Here is a 15,805-nt window from a genome sequence, read left to right as displayed (position 1 = left end):
TATGCCAACCTATATTACCTTCGTTAATATCATACCCTAAGATTATTATTTTCTATTTTGTTCTGGATTTAAGTCTCTGAAAATACACTGATTACCTTCACAAAATATTGAAACTTGAAGACTAAATTTGCCATCCCGGAAACGGTGAGAAACATACCCTAATAGGTGTTCTCTGTTTAAATCAGCTGTTTTATACAATGAATAACCAATTCCTGCTTCTGAACATTCTTTTTTATTGGCAATGACTAATTTAGTACCATCGCCAGGCAGAATGATATTTGGACCACTATCTACGATACAACCAGTTTCAGGCCATGATCTGGTCTTAACAAGGGTGTATTTGGTGGTGCCTTGGTTGCTTTGATTAACGAAATTAGAGCTATAATAATCTTGAGCAAAAGCGATTATTGGAAATTGCAAACCAAGCGAAATAAAAGCGGCCGTGACAAAATTACTTTTCAATAATCTTTTCATACGAACTCCTTTTAAACAGTCTCACTTCTTTCTAGTTTAGATAGAAAATAAAAAATATTTTAATTTCTTCTCTCTTTCATGAGCATAATAAATAAAAAGCGCTAATATTATTAATTAGGCTTGGCCCTTATTTTGCTTTAAATTTTATTTAACTGTATCTCGCTATAGGATTATTTATGATGTATTGGGCATAAAGTAGCTTCTATCATTATTAAGTTACTTTATAAACATCTATTAACTTGTCAGAGGTCTGGTCATATGGACAGAAAAATAGCTGTCGTTACTGGTGGAACAGGTGGCATTGGCTCAGCAATTTGTCAAAGGTTAGCAAAAGATTATCAAGTGATTGCTTGCTATTTTAAAGATGGACGACATGAAGAGGCTAAACAGTGGCAAAAAGCGCAGCAAGAAGCTGGCTTTAATATTGATATTGTTTATGCTGATATTTGTAAATTTTCAGATTGTGAAAAGGTAACTGCGCTTGTGACCGAGCGTTATGGACATATTGATATCTTAGTTAATAATGCAGGCATTACAGTTGATTGCAGCCTTAAAAAAATGTCGCCAGAACAGTGGCAGCAAGTAATAGATGCTAATTTAACAAGTGTGTTTAATATGACACGTAATATTATTCCACATATGATTGAGCAAAATTATGGCCGTGTTATAAGCATTTCTTCAATTAATGGTCGTAAAGGACAATTTGGGCAGTGTAACTATGCTGCTACTAAGGCAGCGCTTTTTGGTTTTAGTAAAAGTCTAGCTCAGGAAGTGGCAAGTAAAGGTATTACCGTTAATACTATTTCTCCAGGCTATATTGAAACCAATATGCTTACAAGTATGAAAGAAGAGGTGTTAAAAAGCATTATAAGCAATATACCTGTTGGTCGTTTAGGTAAACCAAGTGAGATTGCTGAAGCAGTTGCTTTCTTTGCTGCTCCTGAGTCTAGTTTTATTACTGGCGCAAATTTAGATATAAATGGCGGCCAATATATGTAAAATAGAAAGAAGACTTCTTTGAAAACTATTAGTGCCAAAACTAGGTTAAGCGAGAACGGCGCTGAAAAAGTGTTGTTTACTTGGAGTAAATAAGCATTTTGCAGCGTTTTTTTGTTTGAGATTAGCTATCAATAGCAATTTCCGAAGGAATCTAATAAAGATTAGTTAAGTTTATGAAATAAGGTTAAATAAAATGCAAAATGGAGAAGTTGTATTAATTACTGGCGGAACGGGTGATATTGGTACCGCCATTGCAAAACAGTTAGCGCCTTCTTATGGGCATATCTTTGCCCTTGATGTAGTTGCTGATAATAAAGGAGAGCTTTGGCAAGAGGAGTTAAATAAACAAGGCTATACGCATTTGCATTTTCGCCATATGGACGTAACTAATTTTGCTGAATGCGAAAAAGTTATTAAAGAGCTCATTACAAAATTTGGTCGAATTGATGTATTGGTTAATAATGCTGGTATTACCCGAGACGCAGTTTTTCATAAAATGACAAAACAGCAATGGGACGAAGTACTTCGCGTTAATTTAGATGGAATGTTTAATGTAACCCGGCAAGTAGTTGAAGCTATGCGTATTCAGAAAAGTGGCCGTATTGTAAATATCTCTTCAGTAAATGCGCAAAAGGGACAATTTTCGCAGGCTAATTATTCTGCTTCAAAAGCAGGTATTTATGGTTTTACAAAAAGTTTAGCGCAAGAACTAATGCCATGTAATGTAACCGTTAATAGTATCTCGCCAGGATATGTTAATACCCGTTTAATGAAAGGGATTAGGCCCGATATTTTAGAGTCAATTATTAATTTAATTCCTGCTAAGCGGCTTGCTGAGCCAGAAGAGGTAGCTTGGGCAGTTGAGTTTTTAATTCATGAACGAAGTCGCTATATTACCGGTGCAAATTTAAGTATTAATGGTGGTTTGCATATGTATTAGATGCAGAGATAATCTTATTTATTTTACATGATGAAATTTGTTTAATTAAAGTGTTATCCTATAAATTAAAAGTATTTACACAAAATACTATTTAAAATCAAATCAATAAGTTAACGAGGCAAACTAGAGAATTTTTTGTCTTGTAACTTCTATTATTAAATTAAGGGATTGCAGTGAGGCTAATTAAAAAATATAAAAATCGTCGTCTCTATGATACCGAAATAAGCCAATATATTACTGTAGAAGAGCTACAGAATTATGTTATTAAAGGAATTATTTTTCGCGTAGAGGATAGTAGTAGTAATCAAGATATAACAAGCGCAACATTATTACAGATTTTAGTTGAAATGGAGAGTACGACCAGTCAATTTTTATCTGCAGATATGTTAAGGCAGTTAATTATATTGGCTCGTCATCCGATGAATCAGGCCTATAAAAATATTTTAAAAGAATTATTTGCTTCATTTGAGTCATCAATCCAGAAAAATCTTTACTTAAAAGATTATCAGCAGGCCACCGCCCTATGGCAGGAACAATTTGGGGAGATGTTTAATCAATGGCAAGCACTCTTTAAGCCTAAATAAAAATCAATGATCCAGTAAGTCTTAGCTAATTTATAGGAGTTTAAATTTATTCGTCTTTATGTTGCAGTGCAAAAAAAATTATAAATTTGATTGACTTTGTTTCTTACAAGAGCTAATCTAATATTGTGCAGTGCAACATAAGGAGATTTCTTATGAATCAAGTATATTTAGAACGTTGGACTGAGTTAGCCAGAAAAGCTCATGAACCTTGGCAAGCTATAGCTGAGTTGAATGTTAAAACCTTACAAAATTTTAATTATCTAAAGCCTGAAGAATTGGCAAAGATTAAAAAGCCCGAAGAATTGTTAGAAAAGCACATTAGTCTTGCTGTTGAGAACGGGCACAAAACTTTAGATTATATGCAAAAATCATTTGAAATTTTTGAAAAGGCTATGCTTTCTGCAGTTCAAGAAGTAAAACGCGCCGATAAAAATAATAAATAGTTATACTATAAGACTCGCTATCGCATCTATATTGCGATAGCTTTTTGATTTTATAAAGCTCATAAAACACTCTGTGGCTGCAAACTAACTATTATAAAGCATTTAGTTAAAATAATTTATCTCCTCGCTCTTAACCAATTTAAATCATTTATAAAAATCAAACAATAAGGTGAAATAAAAAGCCAGAACATTAATTTTGTCCTATAGTTTGGAAAGGGATCTAATAACTAATTAGGAATTTATTAATGCGCGTATTTTGCTTCTTACTTTTAGTTGCTAACCTAAATCCTGCGTTGGCTGAAACAGCGGAGGCAATATTTGCTGGTGGCTGTTTTTGGAGTATGGAAGCGGATTTTGCAAAATTAGATGGGGTGCTTGAAGTAATTTCTGGCTATGATGGAGGGACAACGCCTAATCCCACGTATGAAGATGTAGCAACTGGAAAAACCAATTATGCTGAAGCAGTGAGAATAATTTATGACCCACAAAAAATAACTTATAGTCAAATTATTAACTATTTTTGGCATCATATTGATCCTACTGTAAAAGATGCTCAGTTTTGTGATTATGGTCGTCAATATCGCACAGCTATTTTTTATTTAAATGAAGAACAAAAGAAAATTGCTTTAGCTAGCAAGGAGCAACTAAAAAATAAATTTTCTAATGTTTATACAGAAGTGGTTCCTTCAACGCAATTTTATGCGGCTGAAAGTTATCATCAACATTATTATCTAGATAATCCTCTAAGTTATAAACTTTATCGTTACCGTTGTGGCCGTGATCAACGTATAGATGAAGTTTGGCAGCAGGGAAATGCCTTAAAATAACAGCCTCTTTGTTAAATTATTTGTTTAATAGTAAGTCAATTTTGTTATCTAGGTCTAGAAAGATTAAATTGAGGGGTTATGGACAATAACTTAAACTATTTAAAAAAGTTAACTTTAAAATCTAGATTATTTTTTTTTATGGTATTAATAATATTTATACTTTTTTTAACTTTAACACTAGATAATTACCTAAATTTTTCTACGTTAAAAGCACATCATGCTCTTTTAATTGGGTGGACACAGAAACATTATTTAAGTGCCGTTTTTCTATTTATTACGTCTTATACTTTAGCAGTAGCTATTTCAATTCCAGGGAGTTTAATTTTTACTTTACTGGGCGGATTGTTGTTTGGTGGTTTTGCAGGAACCATCTATGTCGTTTTTAGTGCAACACTTGGTGCTACCTTTTTGTTTATTACTCTACAGACGACAGCAGGACGATGGTCAGGTGGCAAATTATTTTTTAATAAACTAGAGGTAATACGCGAAGGCTTTCAAAAAAATGCTTTTACTTATCTTTTAATATTAAGATTAATTCCTATTTTTCCTTTTTTTCTAGTTAATATCAGTGCGGCTTTGTTAAAAGTCCCTTTGCAAATATTTATTATTGCGACAGGAATAGGAATTATTCCTAGTTCAGCTATTTACGTATGGTTAGGGAGTGGGTTGAGCTATTTCTTTTCTCAAGGTAAAAACCCTGATTTAACTATTATCTTTTCTCTTCCAATTCTACTGCCTTTAATAGGTTTAGTTTTACTTTGTTGTCTACCGCTTTTATACCAACGAATAAAATAAAAAAGTATTTCCTTCACCGCCGATCGGCTTTATTTGGCTACAATGCGCTTTTTCAGCAGGATTTTAGACCAAACTGCACTCAAATCTAACCTTTCATTAAGCTTTAAGATACACCTTCATCTTTTACCGAATAAAATGCAGTAATAGACATCTGCGGAAACTGCCATTGCCGGCTAATCTTAAACGAAAAAAGCGCTTCAAAATCCTAGTTATTTTGGTGTTATCTCTTCTAAATTAGAAAGTAGCGCTTTTACTTTTTCGATACCAAGATGTCGTAAAAGAGCCATATTGTTAAGAGGTATTTTTTCAGTATCCCCATAAAAAGCAATTGCTTTTTCTACACTGTCTTCACGTAAGATATGAATCATGGGGTAGGGAGAGCGATTAGTATAATTAGTAACATCTTGATCTATAGCATCAGCAAAACAATAATCAGGATGAAAGGTAGCCAGCTGATAAATTCCTGCGTATTGCTTATAGATAAATTTTTTTTCAGCCAAATCAATAAAATCTAGATAAACTAAAAAATCTTTAAATAAAACGGGAAATATAACTAAGGACGTTTCAATAGTTTGATTAGCCTCTAAAATCTTTAGCTCCTCATGTAAATCAGCTAAGGCTGCTTGTTTCGTTTGAGCAAGGCTGACTTTAAATTGAATTATATTATTATCAACTACATACTTTGCGAAAGGACAAAGTTGTAGCGGAATAATAAATGAGCTAATCCAATTTTTTGTGTGTTTAACGATTAAATCAGTATTAAACATATTAATTTTTAAACTAAACTTAAGGACAAATTAAAAGGTGCTGATAGAGAAAGTCTATACTAAAAATAATAAACTATTAAGGAAGATTTTATGAAAAAATTAATAGTAAGCTTATTAAGTAGTTTATTCATCTCGCCAATCGTATTAGCTAGTGATACTTTGCAAAGCTCACCCGTAGTTCAATTTAATCCTAATCAAAACTTACTTCCTTCGCCTTTCCCTGCTTACTTCATCCCAAATATGGGAATCGTAAATCATCCTTACCCAGGCGCACAGAAAGTCTTAATTCCTACAGATAACAGCTATGGTGGTATACCAGGATGTTATATTGCTTGCTATTCACATCAACCTGGAGTTTATCCTGTATCATCATCAATATCCGTTATGGGCCAAATACGAGTAAAAGGCAGTTATACTAATCGTATCTGTCAGCCAGAAGGTTATCAAAATCGCGATATTAGCGCCGAAGCGTATTTTAAAAATCTGTGTAGCAGCAAAATTTCTGCCTGCCGCACAGCGGGATGCTGGGCAGGCGGTGATACTGGTGGTTGGTTTGGTATTTCTAATTAAGTGGTTTCTTGGTTTTTATTAGGCTCCTTAGCCTTTTCAGTACTTGTTCGTGAGGTCGTTTGAAAAACATAGCTACCTGGTGAATGCATTAAAGGTTTATATGGCAGCTCTTTAAATTTAGGCGCAGGCTTTAATGGACCGGATTTCTTTTTTAACCATTTAAACCAAACAGGCCACCATGAGCCAGAATGTTTAACGGCATCAGCTAGCCAATCATCTGCCGATTGATTAGTGTTTGGATTTAGATAGTAGTTATATTTTTTAGCGCTAGGTGGATTAATAATACCAGCAATATGACCAGAGCCTCCTAAAAGAAACTGTTTTTCACCTTGCATGGCCTGAAAGCCAATATAGGTTGTTTTCCAAGGCGCAATATGATCTTTTTGTGTAGAAATAAAAAAAGTTGGCGTATCAATTTGTGTAACGTCTAACGGAATATGATTTAATTTAATTTTACCAGGTTTAATTAAATTATTATGCAAATACATCCATCGTAAGTATTGAGAATGCATCTTTGCGGGCATATTAGTTGCGTCAGCATTCCAGTATAAAATATCAAAGGGGACAGGATTTTGCCCTTGTAAATAATTTTTTATAAAAAAGGACCAAACCAAATCATTAGCACGTAATGAATTAAAGGTACTTGCCATAAAGCGGCCATCTAAATAACCCTTTAATTTCATCTGCTCTTCTAAATGTCTAATTTGATGCTCATCAATAAAAACAGAAATATCACCTGGATCACTAAAATCAATCATGGAAGCTAAAAAGGTAGCACTGCGTATTGGATTTTTTTTCAGTGCTTTATAATACGCAAGTAGGCAAGCTAACAACGTTCCGCCTATACAAAAGCCTAATGTATTGACTTTTTTTACTTGTAATTGTTCTTTTATGACTTCAATAGCTGTCATAGGCCCTTGACTTAAATAGCTATAAATTCCTTTATTGGCGTAGGTAGCATCAGGGTTAACCCAAGAGATGACAAACACGGTAATGCCTTGTTTAACAAGCCAGCCAACCAAAGAATTATGTTCGCTTAAATCAAGGATGTAGTATTTATTAATCCAGGGTGGAATCATCATTAAAGGAATAGTGTGAGTTTTTTCAGTCTGAGGCTTATACTGAATTAACTCTATCATTTCATTACGAAAAATTACTCTTCCTGGCGTAGTTGCAACATTTTCACCAATTTTAAAGGCATCCATGTCAGTCATTTTAATAATTAAACGTGCTGAGCCTGACTCCATATCAGTTAACAGATTTTGCAAGCCACGTAATAAGTTTTTGCCATGACTTTGTAGTGTTTCCGCCATTAATTGAGGATTGGTATGGATAAAATTAGCAGGTGATAAAGCATCTAAATACTGACGACTAAAAAATTGAACACGCTTAGCAAGTTGCTTATCAGCATAGTCGAGTCTTTCAAGTAGCGCATTTAAATGTTCGCTTGCTAATAAATATTGTTGGCTTAATAAATTAAAAAAAGGATTATTAACCCATTCATCGCTGCTAAATCGCCTATCTTCAATAGGCATTGGCTTGCCTTCTAGCCAATAAGTAAATTGTTCTTGTGCAAGGCTCATGGCGTCTTGCCAATAAGCAATTTGCGATTGCCAGATTTTTTCTGGATTTTTAAATAAAGTTGCAATTAGCGCTTGGAAATCACTAGTTAAATCAATAAAGCGATTAATCCACAAAGGAAGCTGTGGTGGTTGATTACGAACGCTTTCTATCAGTTGAATACTTTTTTCAGCAACTGATTGCATCAGGTGGCTTAATTCAGTATCGTCGGTCATCCTATCTCCTAAGCAATACCAATACTTTCTATTCGTAAGTGTTTACATCCTATGTACCGAAGGGCTATATTTAGTCCATTTTGAACTAAAAAAATGCTGCAAAATGCTCATATAGAAGGCTATACTGCGCTTTTTCAGCATGGTTTTAGTCCAAATTGCACTCAAATCAAACCTTTCACCAAGGTTCAAACATATCCCCTGAATGGATACTTCTATTCTCACGCGTTTTAAGGTAAGTTGACAAGTAATGAATGAATAAAAAGTACTGAATAAATACTAGTTAATAAAATTTTTAAATATTTAATCTTAAGTGTAGTCTGAACTTGTTTATTAAGTAGGCTTTAGTTAAGGATAATTGAGTATTTTCTTATAAAAATTTAAATGATTTTTAATAATTTCAACTCAAAACCTATTAGGTATAGTATTTATCTTCTCCTCCTAATAGCCTTAAGGTACAATTTTATAATATTTTATTACCTTAAGACTGATGCATTTAAAACAATTAAAATTAGTAGGATTTAAATCATTTGTTGACCCAACAACGCTGCCTTTTCCCAGTCATTTAGTAGCTGTGGTTGGGCCTAACGGTTGTGGAAAATCAAATATTATTGATGCAGTAAAATGGGTATTAGGGGAAAGTTCAGCAAGAAATTTACGTGGGGAATCATTAATAGATGTTATTTTTAATGGTTCAACTAGCCGAAAAGCGGTGGGGCAAGCCTCAGTTGAATTAATCTTTGACAACTCCTTAGGCCGAATTGGTGGACAATACAGTAATTATCAAGAAATTGCTATTAAGCGATTAGTGGCTCGAGATGGTAATTCTACTTATTTTTTAAATGGAACCCGCTGTAGACGCCGTGATATTAATGATCTTTTTTTAGGAACGGGAGCTGGGGCTAGAGGTTATTCAATCATCAGCCAGGGAACAATTTCTAAAATAGTTGAAGCACAACCTGAAGAGTTACGCGCTTATTTGGAAGAAGCAGCAGGGATTTCTAAGTATAAAGAGCGAAGGCGGGAAACAGTTGTACGTATTAATCATACTCGGGAAAATTTAGCTCGCGTTAGTGATATTAGAGAAGAGCTTACCAAACAATTACAACGGCTTGAACGGCAAGCGAAAGCAGCTGGCCGCTACCAAGAATTAAAGCAATTAGAAAACACTTACAAAGCCGAAGTCGTAGCTCTTAAATGGCAAGATTTAAACAATAAAGCTCAGCAACTTGAAACTCAATTAAATCAACTCTCAACAGAGGATGAACAATGTCAAACTCAACTTACCCAATTTTATAATCAAAATACTGCCTTAAAAATACAAATTGAACAAGCAGAAGATGAGAGTGCCAGCGAGCAAGCGCAATTTTATCAATTGACAACAGTAATTGCGCGTTTAGAAGAACAAGTCCAACAACAACACCATGAAAGACAACGCTTGTTAGTAGAAAAGGAACAATGTTCAATAAAACAGCAAGAGCTCACTAATCAATTAACACAGGAGAAACACTTATTAATAGATTATGAGCACACTATAAGTAGCAGCGTAGCTAAATTAGAAGATGCAAAAAAGCAATTAGTGCAACAACAGCAAGATTATTACGCAATACAACAAGAACAACGGCTCTTACAAAAAAATATCGAGCAAGTGCAAAGTAAGTTAGCCCAAGTAGAAAAAGAGATACAAATCCAACAGGTACATACCGAACATATCAATGGTGAACAACAAAGTGTACAGTTGCGTCTGGAGAAAAATAAGGAGTTATTATACTCACTTAATCATACTATTGAGACGATTGATTTAGCTGAGCACGAAGGTAGCTTAAAGCAATTAGAAAGCAAAAAAAATCAACAAGAAAGTGACTGTCAGGCTCTTATTAATTCATTAGGTGAAGTACGTCAGTGTTTAGTGCAAGCTGAGACAAACCTACATAAAATTCAAGATCATTATCATCAATTAAAGACAGCTCATGCCGCAGTGGTAGCAACGATAGCAACAGCTGTTAAGCTTAATACTAGCTCGGCTATAAGTAATTTACCGCAAGTTTTTGAAACAATAACGGTTGCTAAAGAATGGCAATATGCCTGTGAAATAGTTTTAAAAGATATCTTGCAGGCAGTTATGGTCGATTCACTTAAACCAATTTTAAATGATTTAGCAAAATTAATCGATACACCTCAAAGCTTCACTGTCACTCAAGCAAATACTGTAAAGCAAAAAAATTATCCTTGTTTAGCTGATAAAATAACCGGGCCACTACCTTATTTTCTACCTAGTCTTTATAAAATATTTACCGCTTCAACTATTAAGGAAGCTTGCGATTGGTTTCATGAGCTGAATCAAGATGAGTCAATTATTACTAAAGAAGGCTGCTGGATTGCTAAAGGTTGGGTAAGAATTTCTGGCAAAACTACTTCAGATTCATTTAGCTTATTAGCAAAGCAAGAAGAATTAAATACTTTAACTAGTGAGCTTAAGCAGGTAGAAAATCATTTAATTAATCTTAAGCAAGAGCGAGATACATTTTATTTAAATCTACAAGCTATTGAAAACGAACTAATTTTAGCAAAAAGTGAATTAGAAATTACTCAAGATGAAATTCGAGTAGCCAATACTGAGATTGATAAGTTATGTTTGAAGCAAAATCAACTCTCTTTGCAGAAAAAAGAGCTTTTGATGGAAGGTGAGCAGTTGGAACAACGCTTAATAGATTTGGCTGAACAAGCTTTTAAAATTGAGCAAATTGTTGTGAACACGTTGCCTTTAAAACAGCAATTGCAGAAAGAACAAAAACACTTAGGTGAGAAGAAACAAAACTTTGAATTAACTTTTCTTGATATACAAAAAAAAGTCGAGGATATACGAACGTTAGTTTATCAATTAGAAATAGAAAATGAACGTAATCATCTTGCCCAAAAGCAACTTATTGCCAATATAGCACATAATCAGGATAAGCTAATTTCATTAAATAAACGGCTAGAAGCAATAAGTACACAGTTAATAACTTCTACAACATCGAATCATTCTTTAGAAGAAGAGTTAGCAACTAAATTAGAATCTTATAAAATAGTAGAAAAAAATTTAAAAATAATGCGTGCTAAGCTTAATGATTTTAAAGTTGAATTTGTAGCGCGAGAAGCCAAAATTAAAGCTGAAGAAAAGCAAATTAAAAATTTACAAGAAAAAATGCAACAACTGCAGTTAGAATTGCAGACATTTCGAGCGCAAATCGGTAATCTATTAGATAGATTAAAAGAGCAAGGCTTTCAAGCGCCCACTCTTCTTAAAAATTTACCGCCTGAAACAACAATTATGGCGCGTGAACAACAAATAACGGCAGTTATTGAGAAGATAAATCGACTAGGCGCTATTAATCTTGCAGCAATTGAAGAATATACTAGTGAGGCGCAAAGAAAAAATTATTTAGATGAACAATATAATGATTTAGAAAATGCTTTAACGATGCTTGAAGCAGCAATTGAAAAATTAGATAAAGAAACGCGATCTCGTTTTCAACAAACTTTTAATGAAGTGAATGTCACATTTCAATCCCTTTTTCCACGTCTTTTTGGCGGAGGGGAAGCTAGCTTAGAATTAACTGGTAATAATTGGTTAGAGGCGGGCGTTTTAATTACAGCTAAGCCGCCAGGTAAGCGTAATAATACGATTTACTTGTTATCAGGAGGGGAAAAAGCAATGACAGCAGTAGCATTGATCTTTGCTATTTTTCAACTAAACCCTTCACCATTTTGTATGTTAGATGAAGTTGATGCACCTTTAGATGATGTTAATGTCGGACGTTTTTGTGCTTTAGTAAAAGAAATGTCGAAAATAGTACAGTTTTTATTTATAACACATAACAAGTTAACTATGGAATTGGCAGAGCATTTAATTGGGGTAACAATGAGAGAGCCAGGTGTATCTCGCATTGTTGCAGTTGACGTAGGGCAGGCTTTAGCAATATCTGAGGCGAAATAATAAGAAATTTTTCTCTGCATTAGAACTAGAGAATAAGAACCTATCTTTAGAGTCATGAGAGTGAGACGAAAGGAGTTGATTTTAAGGACCGTAGCGCAGCATAGAAGTATGTGAGCAACAGACCACAAAAACTAACATTTTCGGCCACTATAGTAGGCTCTAGAGACAGGTTCTAAGTCTGATGTAGTGGAAGTTAATAGGAGTCAATATGCAAGCAAACTGGAGTCTAGTACTCAATGTAATATTACTTATTGGCGTTGTTATTGCAATAGGACGTTTGATGAAGGCTAAACGGCAGACAAATCATTTATCAACATATCAGCCGCCACTAGGTAAAATCGAAAATAAATCCTTTGATGATATTATTGCTGTACGTAAGGTTACCAAGAGCTTATTAGAAGACGAGGAAGAGGAAACTTTAGCTAGTGTAAAGATTAGCGCAAATGAACCCTCCGATAAAAAACCCATTCTAGCTGATGATCTTACCAACGATGACTCCGTTTCTAGCGATTCCTCTAATGAGCCAGGCCCATCAGTTATGATGTTTCTACTTGCGAAAGAAAATCGCTTACTTGCAGGCTATGAACTACTCCAAACAGTTCTAGCAGCAGGTCTGCGATTTGGTGAAGGACATTTATTTCATCGTCATCAATTTTCCAATGGACAAGGTCCAATTTTATGCAGCCTTGCAGCAGCAACGTCAACAGGTGTTTTTGATTTACAAAATATAGGCGGCTTTTCAGTCAGAGGCCTATGCTTATTTATGCATTCTTCTGGTAATCCTACCATTGATAAAGAGCGATTTGCCATTATGCTTGATACAGCAAAACAACTCAGTGATGAACTAGATACACTTTTACTCGATGAGAAGAAAAAACCATTAACTGATGAAAGCTTATTAAATTATTATCGATTATTAAATATCACCGACATTTCTAATTTAAAAGGATTAAAAGAGCACGAAAACGCTTAAATTACTACATGACTGTTAAAAGGAAAGACGATCTAAGGTAGTATTTGCCTTTCCTTAATAATTTATATTGCATTTTACCAATGTTGGTGTGTAAGGTTAATAATTACTACACTTTTTTTAATTGCTTTCCCTAATTAATGTTATGAATATTACAACTCTAATTCAACACTTAGGCTGCGAATATAATATGCCTCTTTTTGTTACAGGCATTTCTATTGATAGTCGAAAAATTTTACCAGGCCATTTATTTATTGCTTTACGTGGTGAAAAATTTGATGGTCATCATTTTATTAATGAAGCACAGAATAAGGGTGCTGTTGCGGTTTTGTGTGAGAGACAAGTTGAAGGAATTACTATTCCACAATTTGTAGTCAACGATACGTTACAAGCAATGACCGATATGGCTAAATGGCATCGAAAAACAATTCATTGCCCTATAATCGCTTTAACCGGTAGTAACGGTAAAACTTCTGTTAAAGAAATGATTGCCTCCATTTTACCAAAACCTTCTCATGCAACGCCAGGTAATTTAAATAATCATATAGGTGTGCCGTTAAGTGTTTTACAGCTAACGTCGAAACATCGATATGCTGTATTTGAATTAGGTGCTAATCACCAAGGTGAAATTGAACATACTGTAGAAATAGTACAACCACATGTGACCTTAATTAATAATGTTGCGCCAGCGCATATTGAAGGTTTTGGTTCAATTGACGGTGTTGCTCGAGCAAAAGGCGAGATTTACGCAGGCCTTGATTCAGAAGGAATAGCTATCGTTAATGACGATGATGATTATGCTCATTTTTGGGATGATTTATTAGCTAATAAGCAGGTTATTCGTTTTTCACTAGTAAAACACGCAGATGTTTATGCAAAAGACTTATCTCTTAACGACGCAGGTCTTGCTTCTTTTAAGTTAGTCACTAAGCAAGGTGAGCAAGCAATTAGCTTGCAAGTTCCTGGTGAACATATGGTACGTAATGCTTTAGCAGCGGCAGCCTGCTGCCTTGCAGCAGGTATCTCCTTAGAAGAGATCGTTATAGGCTTACAACGTTTTCAAGGTGTAGCTGGACGGCTAACTTATTTACAAGGAAAGAATGAATCTTTAGTAATTGATGATACTTATAATGCTAATTTACGCTCTGTTCTCATAGCTCTTGAGGTATTAGCTAAGCGCCAAGGTCGCCGTATTTTAGTTTTAGGTGATTTAGGGGAATTAGGTGCTTGGACACAACAACATCACGAAGAAATTGGTTATACAGCACAACGTAAGGGAATAGATTTATTAATGACTTGTGGTAAACATAGTGTTTTTTCCAGTAAAGCATTTGGTGAAAGTGCCCGTCACTATACGACGAAAGAAGAACTAACAAAAGATTTATTGCCGTGGCTTGATAAAAATACAACCGTGCTAGTAAAAGGATCTCGCTCAGCCGGTATGGAAAAAATTGTGCATGAACTAGTGGGTTAATGCTTTAGGCATGTGATATGCTTGCCAATTTTTGTACGAGCTATTTGTTTAATCTAACTAGGACTCGCCCTAGATAATTTAAATTTATGCAAGAGGAAAAGATATGCTTTATTGGTTAACGCAGTTAATACAAGGACAGTATCATGCGTTTCGTGTATTTCAATATTTAACTTTTCGGTCCATTTTAGCTGCTTTAACTGCCCTCTTAGTAGGCCTCTTTTGTGGTCCTTTAATGATTAAATGGCTTAGAAATTTACAGCTTGGCCAAGTGGTTCGAGATGATGGCCCCAAAACTCATTTGACTAAGGCTGGTACACCAACCATGGGTGGAGTTCTCATCTTAGTTGCTATTACGGTTAGCTGTTTGCTTTGGGGCGATTTAACTGAGCCTGCCCTTTGGATAGTGTTATTAACAACACTTGGGTTTGGTATTATTGGTTGGATCGATGATTATCGCAAAGTAGTTCGTAAGAATAGTAAAGGATTGTCAGGTCGATGGAAATATTTATGGCAGTCTATTATTGCAATAATCGCTATTTTAATACTTTACTTTAGTTCTAGCGTGCCTTTACAAGCCGAACTTAGTATTCCTTTCTTTAAAAATTGGCTAGTCCAACTAGGGGCTTTCTTCCCAATTTTAGCTTATTTTGTCATTGTCGGAAGTAGTAATGCCGTTAATTTGACAGATGGTTTAGATGGCTTAGCTATTGTACCCATTGTAATGGTTGCAGGCGCCTTAGGCGTATTTGCTTATGCCAGTAGCAATATGCTTTATGCTCATTATCTGGGTATCCCTTACTTAGCGAATATGGGCGAGCTTACCATTTTTTGTTCTGCAATTGTGGGCGCAGGCTTAGGCTTCCTTTGGTATAATACGTATCCTGCCCAAATTTTTATGGGGGATGTTGGGTCGCTTGCTCTAGGTGCTGCTTTAGGTATTATTGCTGTTATGGTTAGACAGGAGTTAGTTCTGTTGATTATGGGAGGGCTATTTGTTATTGAAACCTTGTCTGTAATTCTTCAGGTTGGCTATTTTAAATATACAGGTGGTAAAAGATTATTTCGAATGGCTCCGCTGCATCATCATTTTGAGCTTAAAGGGTGGACAGAGCCTAAAGTTATTGTACGTTTTTGGATTATGACTGTTGTTTTTGTCTTATGTGGTTTAGCAACTTTAAAATTACGTTAGG

14 protein-coding genes are annotated in these 15,805 nt (G+C 34.8%); 11 read left to right on the top strand and 3 right to left on the bottom strand.

All coding sequences use genetic code 11. The features are described 5' to 3' along the window. Window positions 1-45 precede the first annotated feature (45 nt). Window positions 46-474 (bottom strand): hypothetical protein, encoded by a 429-nt coding sequence (locus ACNVED_RS13575; protein ID WP_419419521.1) that lies wholly within the window; start codon window positions 472-474, stop codon window positions 46-48. Window positions 475-732: 258 nt separating this feature from the next. Here ACNVED_RS13575 and phbB (ACNVED_RS13570) point away from each other — a divergent pair, with 258 nt between their 5' ends. The 6 genes from phbB (ACNVED_RS13570) to ACNVED_RS13545 all read left to right on the top strand — a co-directional run bounded on the left by phbB (ACNVED_RS13570) (window position 733) and on the right by ACNVED_RS13545 (window position 5,062). Next, window positions 733-1,473, top strand: a complete 741-nt coding sequence (gene phbB / locus ACNVED_RS13570; protein ID WP_419419520.1) for an acetoacetyl-CoA reductase — start codon at window positions 733-735, stop codon at window positions 1,471-1,473. A 193-nt stretch (window positions 1,474-1,666) separates the two neighbouring features. Then, window positions 1,667-2,413, top strand: coding sequence for an acetoacetyl-CoA reductase (gene phbB, locus ACNVED_RS13565; protein WP_419419519.1), 747 nt, complete (start codon window positions 1,667-1,669; stop codon window positions 2,411-2,413). 167 nt (window positions 2,414-2,580) lie between these two features. After that, window positions 2,581-2,997 carry a polyhydroxyalkanoate synthesis regulator DNA-binding domain-containing protein gene (locus tag ACNVED_RS13560; RefSeq protein WP_419421204.1) on the top strand — a complete coding sequence of 139 codons (417 nt, stop codon included), beginning with the start codon at window positions 2,581-2,583 and terminating at the stop codon, window positions 2,995-2,997. A 152-nt stretch (window positions 2,998-3,149) separates the two neighbouring features. Next, on the top strand, window positions 3,150-3,440 hold the full coding sequence (locus tag ACNVED_RS13555; protein WP_419419518.1) for a phasin family protein: 291 nt from the start codon (window positions 3,150-3,152) through the stop codon (window positions 3,438-3,440). A gap of 245 nt (window positions 3,441-3,685) precedes the next feature. After that, window positions 3,686-4,267, top strand: coding sequence for a peptide-methionine (S)-S-oxide reductase MsrA (gene msrA, locus ACNVED_RS13550; RefSeq protein WP_419419517.1), 582 nt, complete (start codon window positions 3,686-3,688; stop codon window positions 4,265-4,267). A gap of 78 nt (window positions 4,268-4,345) precedes the next feature. Further along, window positions 4,346-5,062: a TVP38/TMEM64 family protein gene (locus ACNVED_RS13545; RefSeq protein ID WP_419419516.1), complete on the top strand. Its 717-nt coding sequence runs from the start codon at window positions 4,346-4,348 to the stop codon at window positions 5,060-5,062. Between the two features lie 209 nt (window positions 5,063-5,271). Here ACNVED_RS13545 and ACNVED_RS13540 read toward each other — a convergent pair whose 3' ends face one another. Continuing rightward, complete coding sequence (locus tag ACNVED_RS13540; RefSeq protein ID WP_419419515.1) at window positions 5,272-5,829, bottom strand: DUF1415 domain-containing protein; 558 nt, start codon at window positions 5,827-5,829, stop codon at window positions 5,272-5,274. 90 nt (window positions 5,830-5,919) lie between these two features. Between ACNVED_RS13540 and ACNVED_RS13535 the strand changes: the two genes are divergently transcribed. Next, window positions 5,920-6,399: a hypothetical protein gene (locus ACNVED_RS13535; RefSeq protein WP_419419514.1), complete on the top strand. Its 480-nt coding sequence runs from the start codon at window positions 5,920-5,922 to the stop codon at window positions 6,397-6,399. On the opposite strand, the gene ACNVED_RS13530 is transcribed toward ACNVED_RS13535, so the two are convergent. After that, on the bottom strand, window positions 6,396-8,195 hold the full coding sequence (locus ACNVED_RS13530) for a PHA/PHB synthase family protein (RefSeq protein ID WP_419419513.1): 1,800 nt from the start codon (window positions 8,193-8,195) through the stop codon (window positions 6,396-6,398). The genes ACNVED_RS13535 and ACNVED_RS13530 overlap by 4 nt on opposite strands. 487 nt (window positions 8,196-8,682) lie before the next feature. Here ACNVED_RS13530 and smc point away from each other — a divergent pair, with 487 nt between their 5' ends. From smc to mraY, 4 genes are all read left to right on the top strand, one after another. Then, window positions 8,683-12,171: a chromosome segregation protein SMC gene (smc, locus tag ACNVED_RS13525; RefSeq protein ID WP_419419512.1), complete on the top strand. Its 3,489-nt coding sequence runs from the start codon at window positions 8,683-8,685 to the stop codon at window positions 12,169-12,171. A 208-nt stretch (window positions 12,172-12,379) separates the two neighbouring features. Then, a complete protein-coding gene (locus tag ACNVED_RS13520; RefSeq protein ID WP_419419511.1) occupies window positions 12,380-13,144 on the top strand; it encodes a cell division protein ZipA C-terminal FtsZ-binding domain-containing protein in 765 nt (254 codons plus the stop codon). A 142-nt stretch (window positions 13,145-13,286) separates the two neighbouring features. Further along, the gene (locus ACNVED_RS13515) at window positions 13,287-14,615 is read left to right on the top strand and encodes a UDP-N-acetylmuramoyl-tripeptide--D-alanyl-D-alanine ligase (RefSeq protein WP_419419510.1); all 1,329 of its coding nucleotides are present in this window, start codon (window positions 13,287-13,289) and stop codon (window positions 14,613-14,615) included. A 103-nt stretch (window positions 14,616-14,718) separates the two neighbouring features. After that, complete coding sequence (gene mraY / locus ACNVED_RS13510; protein ID WP_419419509.1) at window positions 14,719-15,804, top strand: phospho-N-acetylmuramoyl-pentapeptide-transferase; 1,086 nt, start codon at window positions 14,719-14,721, stop codon at window positions 15,802-15,804. Window position 15,805 lies beyond the last annotated feature (1 nt).

Origin of the sequence: Legionella sp. D16C41, assembly GCF_048541585.1 — a bacterium.
In the GTDB taxonomy this organism is placed as follows: domain Bacteria; phylum Pseudomonadota; class Gammaproteobacteria; order Legionellales; family Legionellaceae; genus Legionella_C.
This window is presented reverse-complemented; position numbering and strand designations above follow the sequence as displayed.

What these genes read in the sequence shown, in the direction of transcription:
- ACNVED_RS13515 (WP_419419510.1), top strand. Translation starts at nt 13,287, where the DNA reads ATGAATATTACAACTCTAATTCAACACTTAGGCTGCGAATATAATATG.
- msrA (WP_419419517.1), top strand. Translation starts at nt 3,686, where the DNA reads ATGCGCGTATTTTGCTTCTTACTTTTAGTTGCTAACCTAAATCCTGCG.
- ACNVED_RS13575 (WP_419419521.1), bottom strand. Translation starts at nt 474, where the DNA reads ATGAAAAGATTATTGAAAAGTAATTTTGTCACGGCCGCTTTTATTTCG.
- ACNVED_RS13520 (WP_419419511.1), top strand. Translation starts at nt 12,380, where the DNA reads ATGCAAGCAAACTGGAGTCTAGTACTCAATGTAATATTACTTATTGGC.
- mraY (WP_419419509.1), top strand. Translation starts at nt 14,719, where the DNA reads ATGCTTTATTGGTTAACGCAGTTAATACAAGGACAGTATCATGCGTTT.
- ACNVED_RS13535 (WP_419419514.1), top strand. Translation starts at nt 5,920, where the DNA reads ATGAAAAAATTAATAGTAAGCTTATTAAGTAGTTTATTCATCTCGCCA.
- ACNVED_RS13540 (WP_419419515.1), bottom strand. Translation starts at nt 5,829, where the DNA reads ATGTTTAATACTGATTTAATCGTTAAACACACAAAAAATTGGATTAGC.
- ACNVED_RS13530 (WP_419419513.1), bottom strand. Translation starts at nt 8,195, where the DNA reads ATGACCGACGATACTGAATTAAGCCACCTGATGCAATCAGTTGCTGAA.
- ACNVED_RS13545 (WP_419419516.1), top strand. Translation starts at nt 4,346, where the DNA reads ATGGACAATAACTTAAACTATTTAAAAAAGTTAACTTTAAAATCTAGA.
- phbB (WP_419419519.1), top strand. Translation starts at nt 1,667, where the DNA reads ATGCAAAATGGAGAAGTTGTATTAATTACTGGCGGAACGGGTGATATT.
- phbB (WP_419419520.1), top strand. Translation starts at nt 733, where the DNA reads ATGGACAGAAAAATAGCTGTCGTTACTGGTGGAACAGGTGGCATTGGC.
- smc (WP_419419512.1), top strand. Translation starts at nt 8,683, where the DNA reads ATGCATTTAAAACAATTAAAATTAGTAGGATTTAAATCATTTGTTGAC.
- ACNVED_RS13555 (WP_419419518.1), top strand. Translation starts at nt 3,150, where the DNA reads ATGAATCAAGTATATTTAGAACGTTGGACTGAGTTAGCCAGAAAAGCT.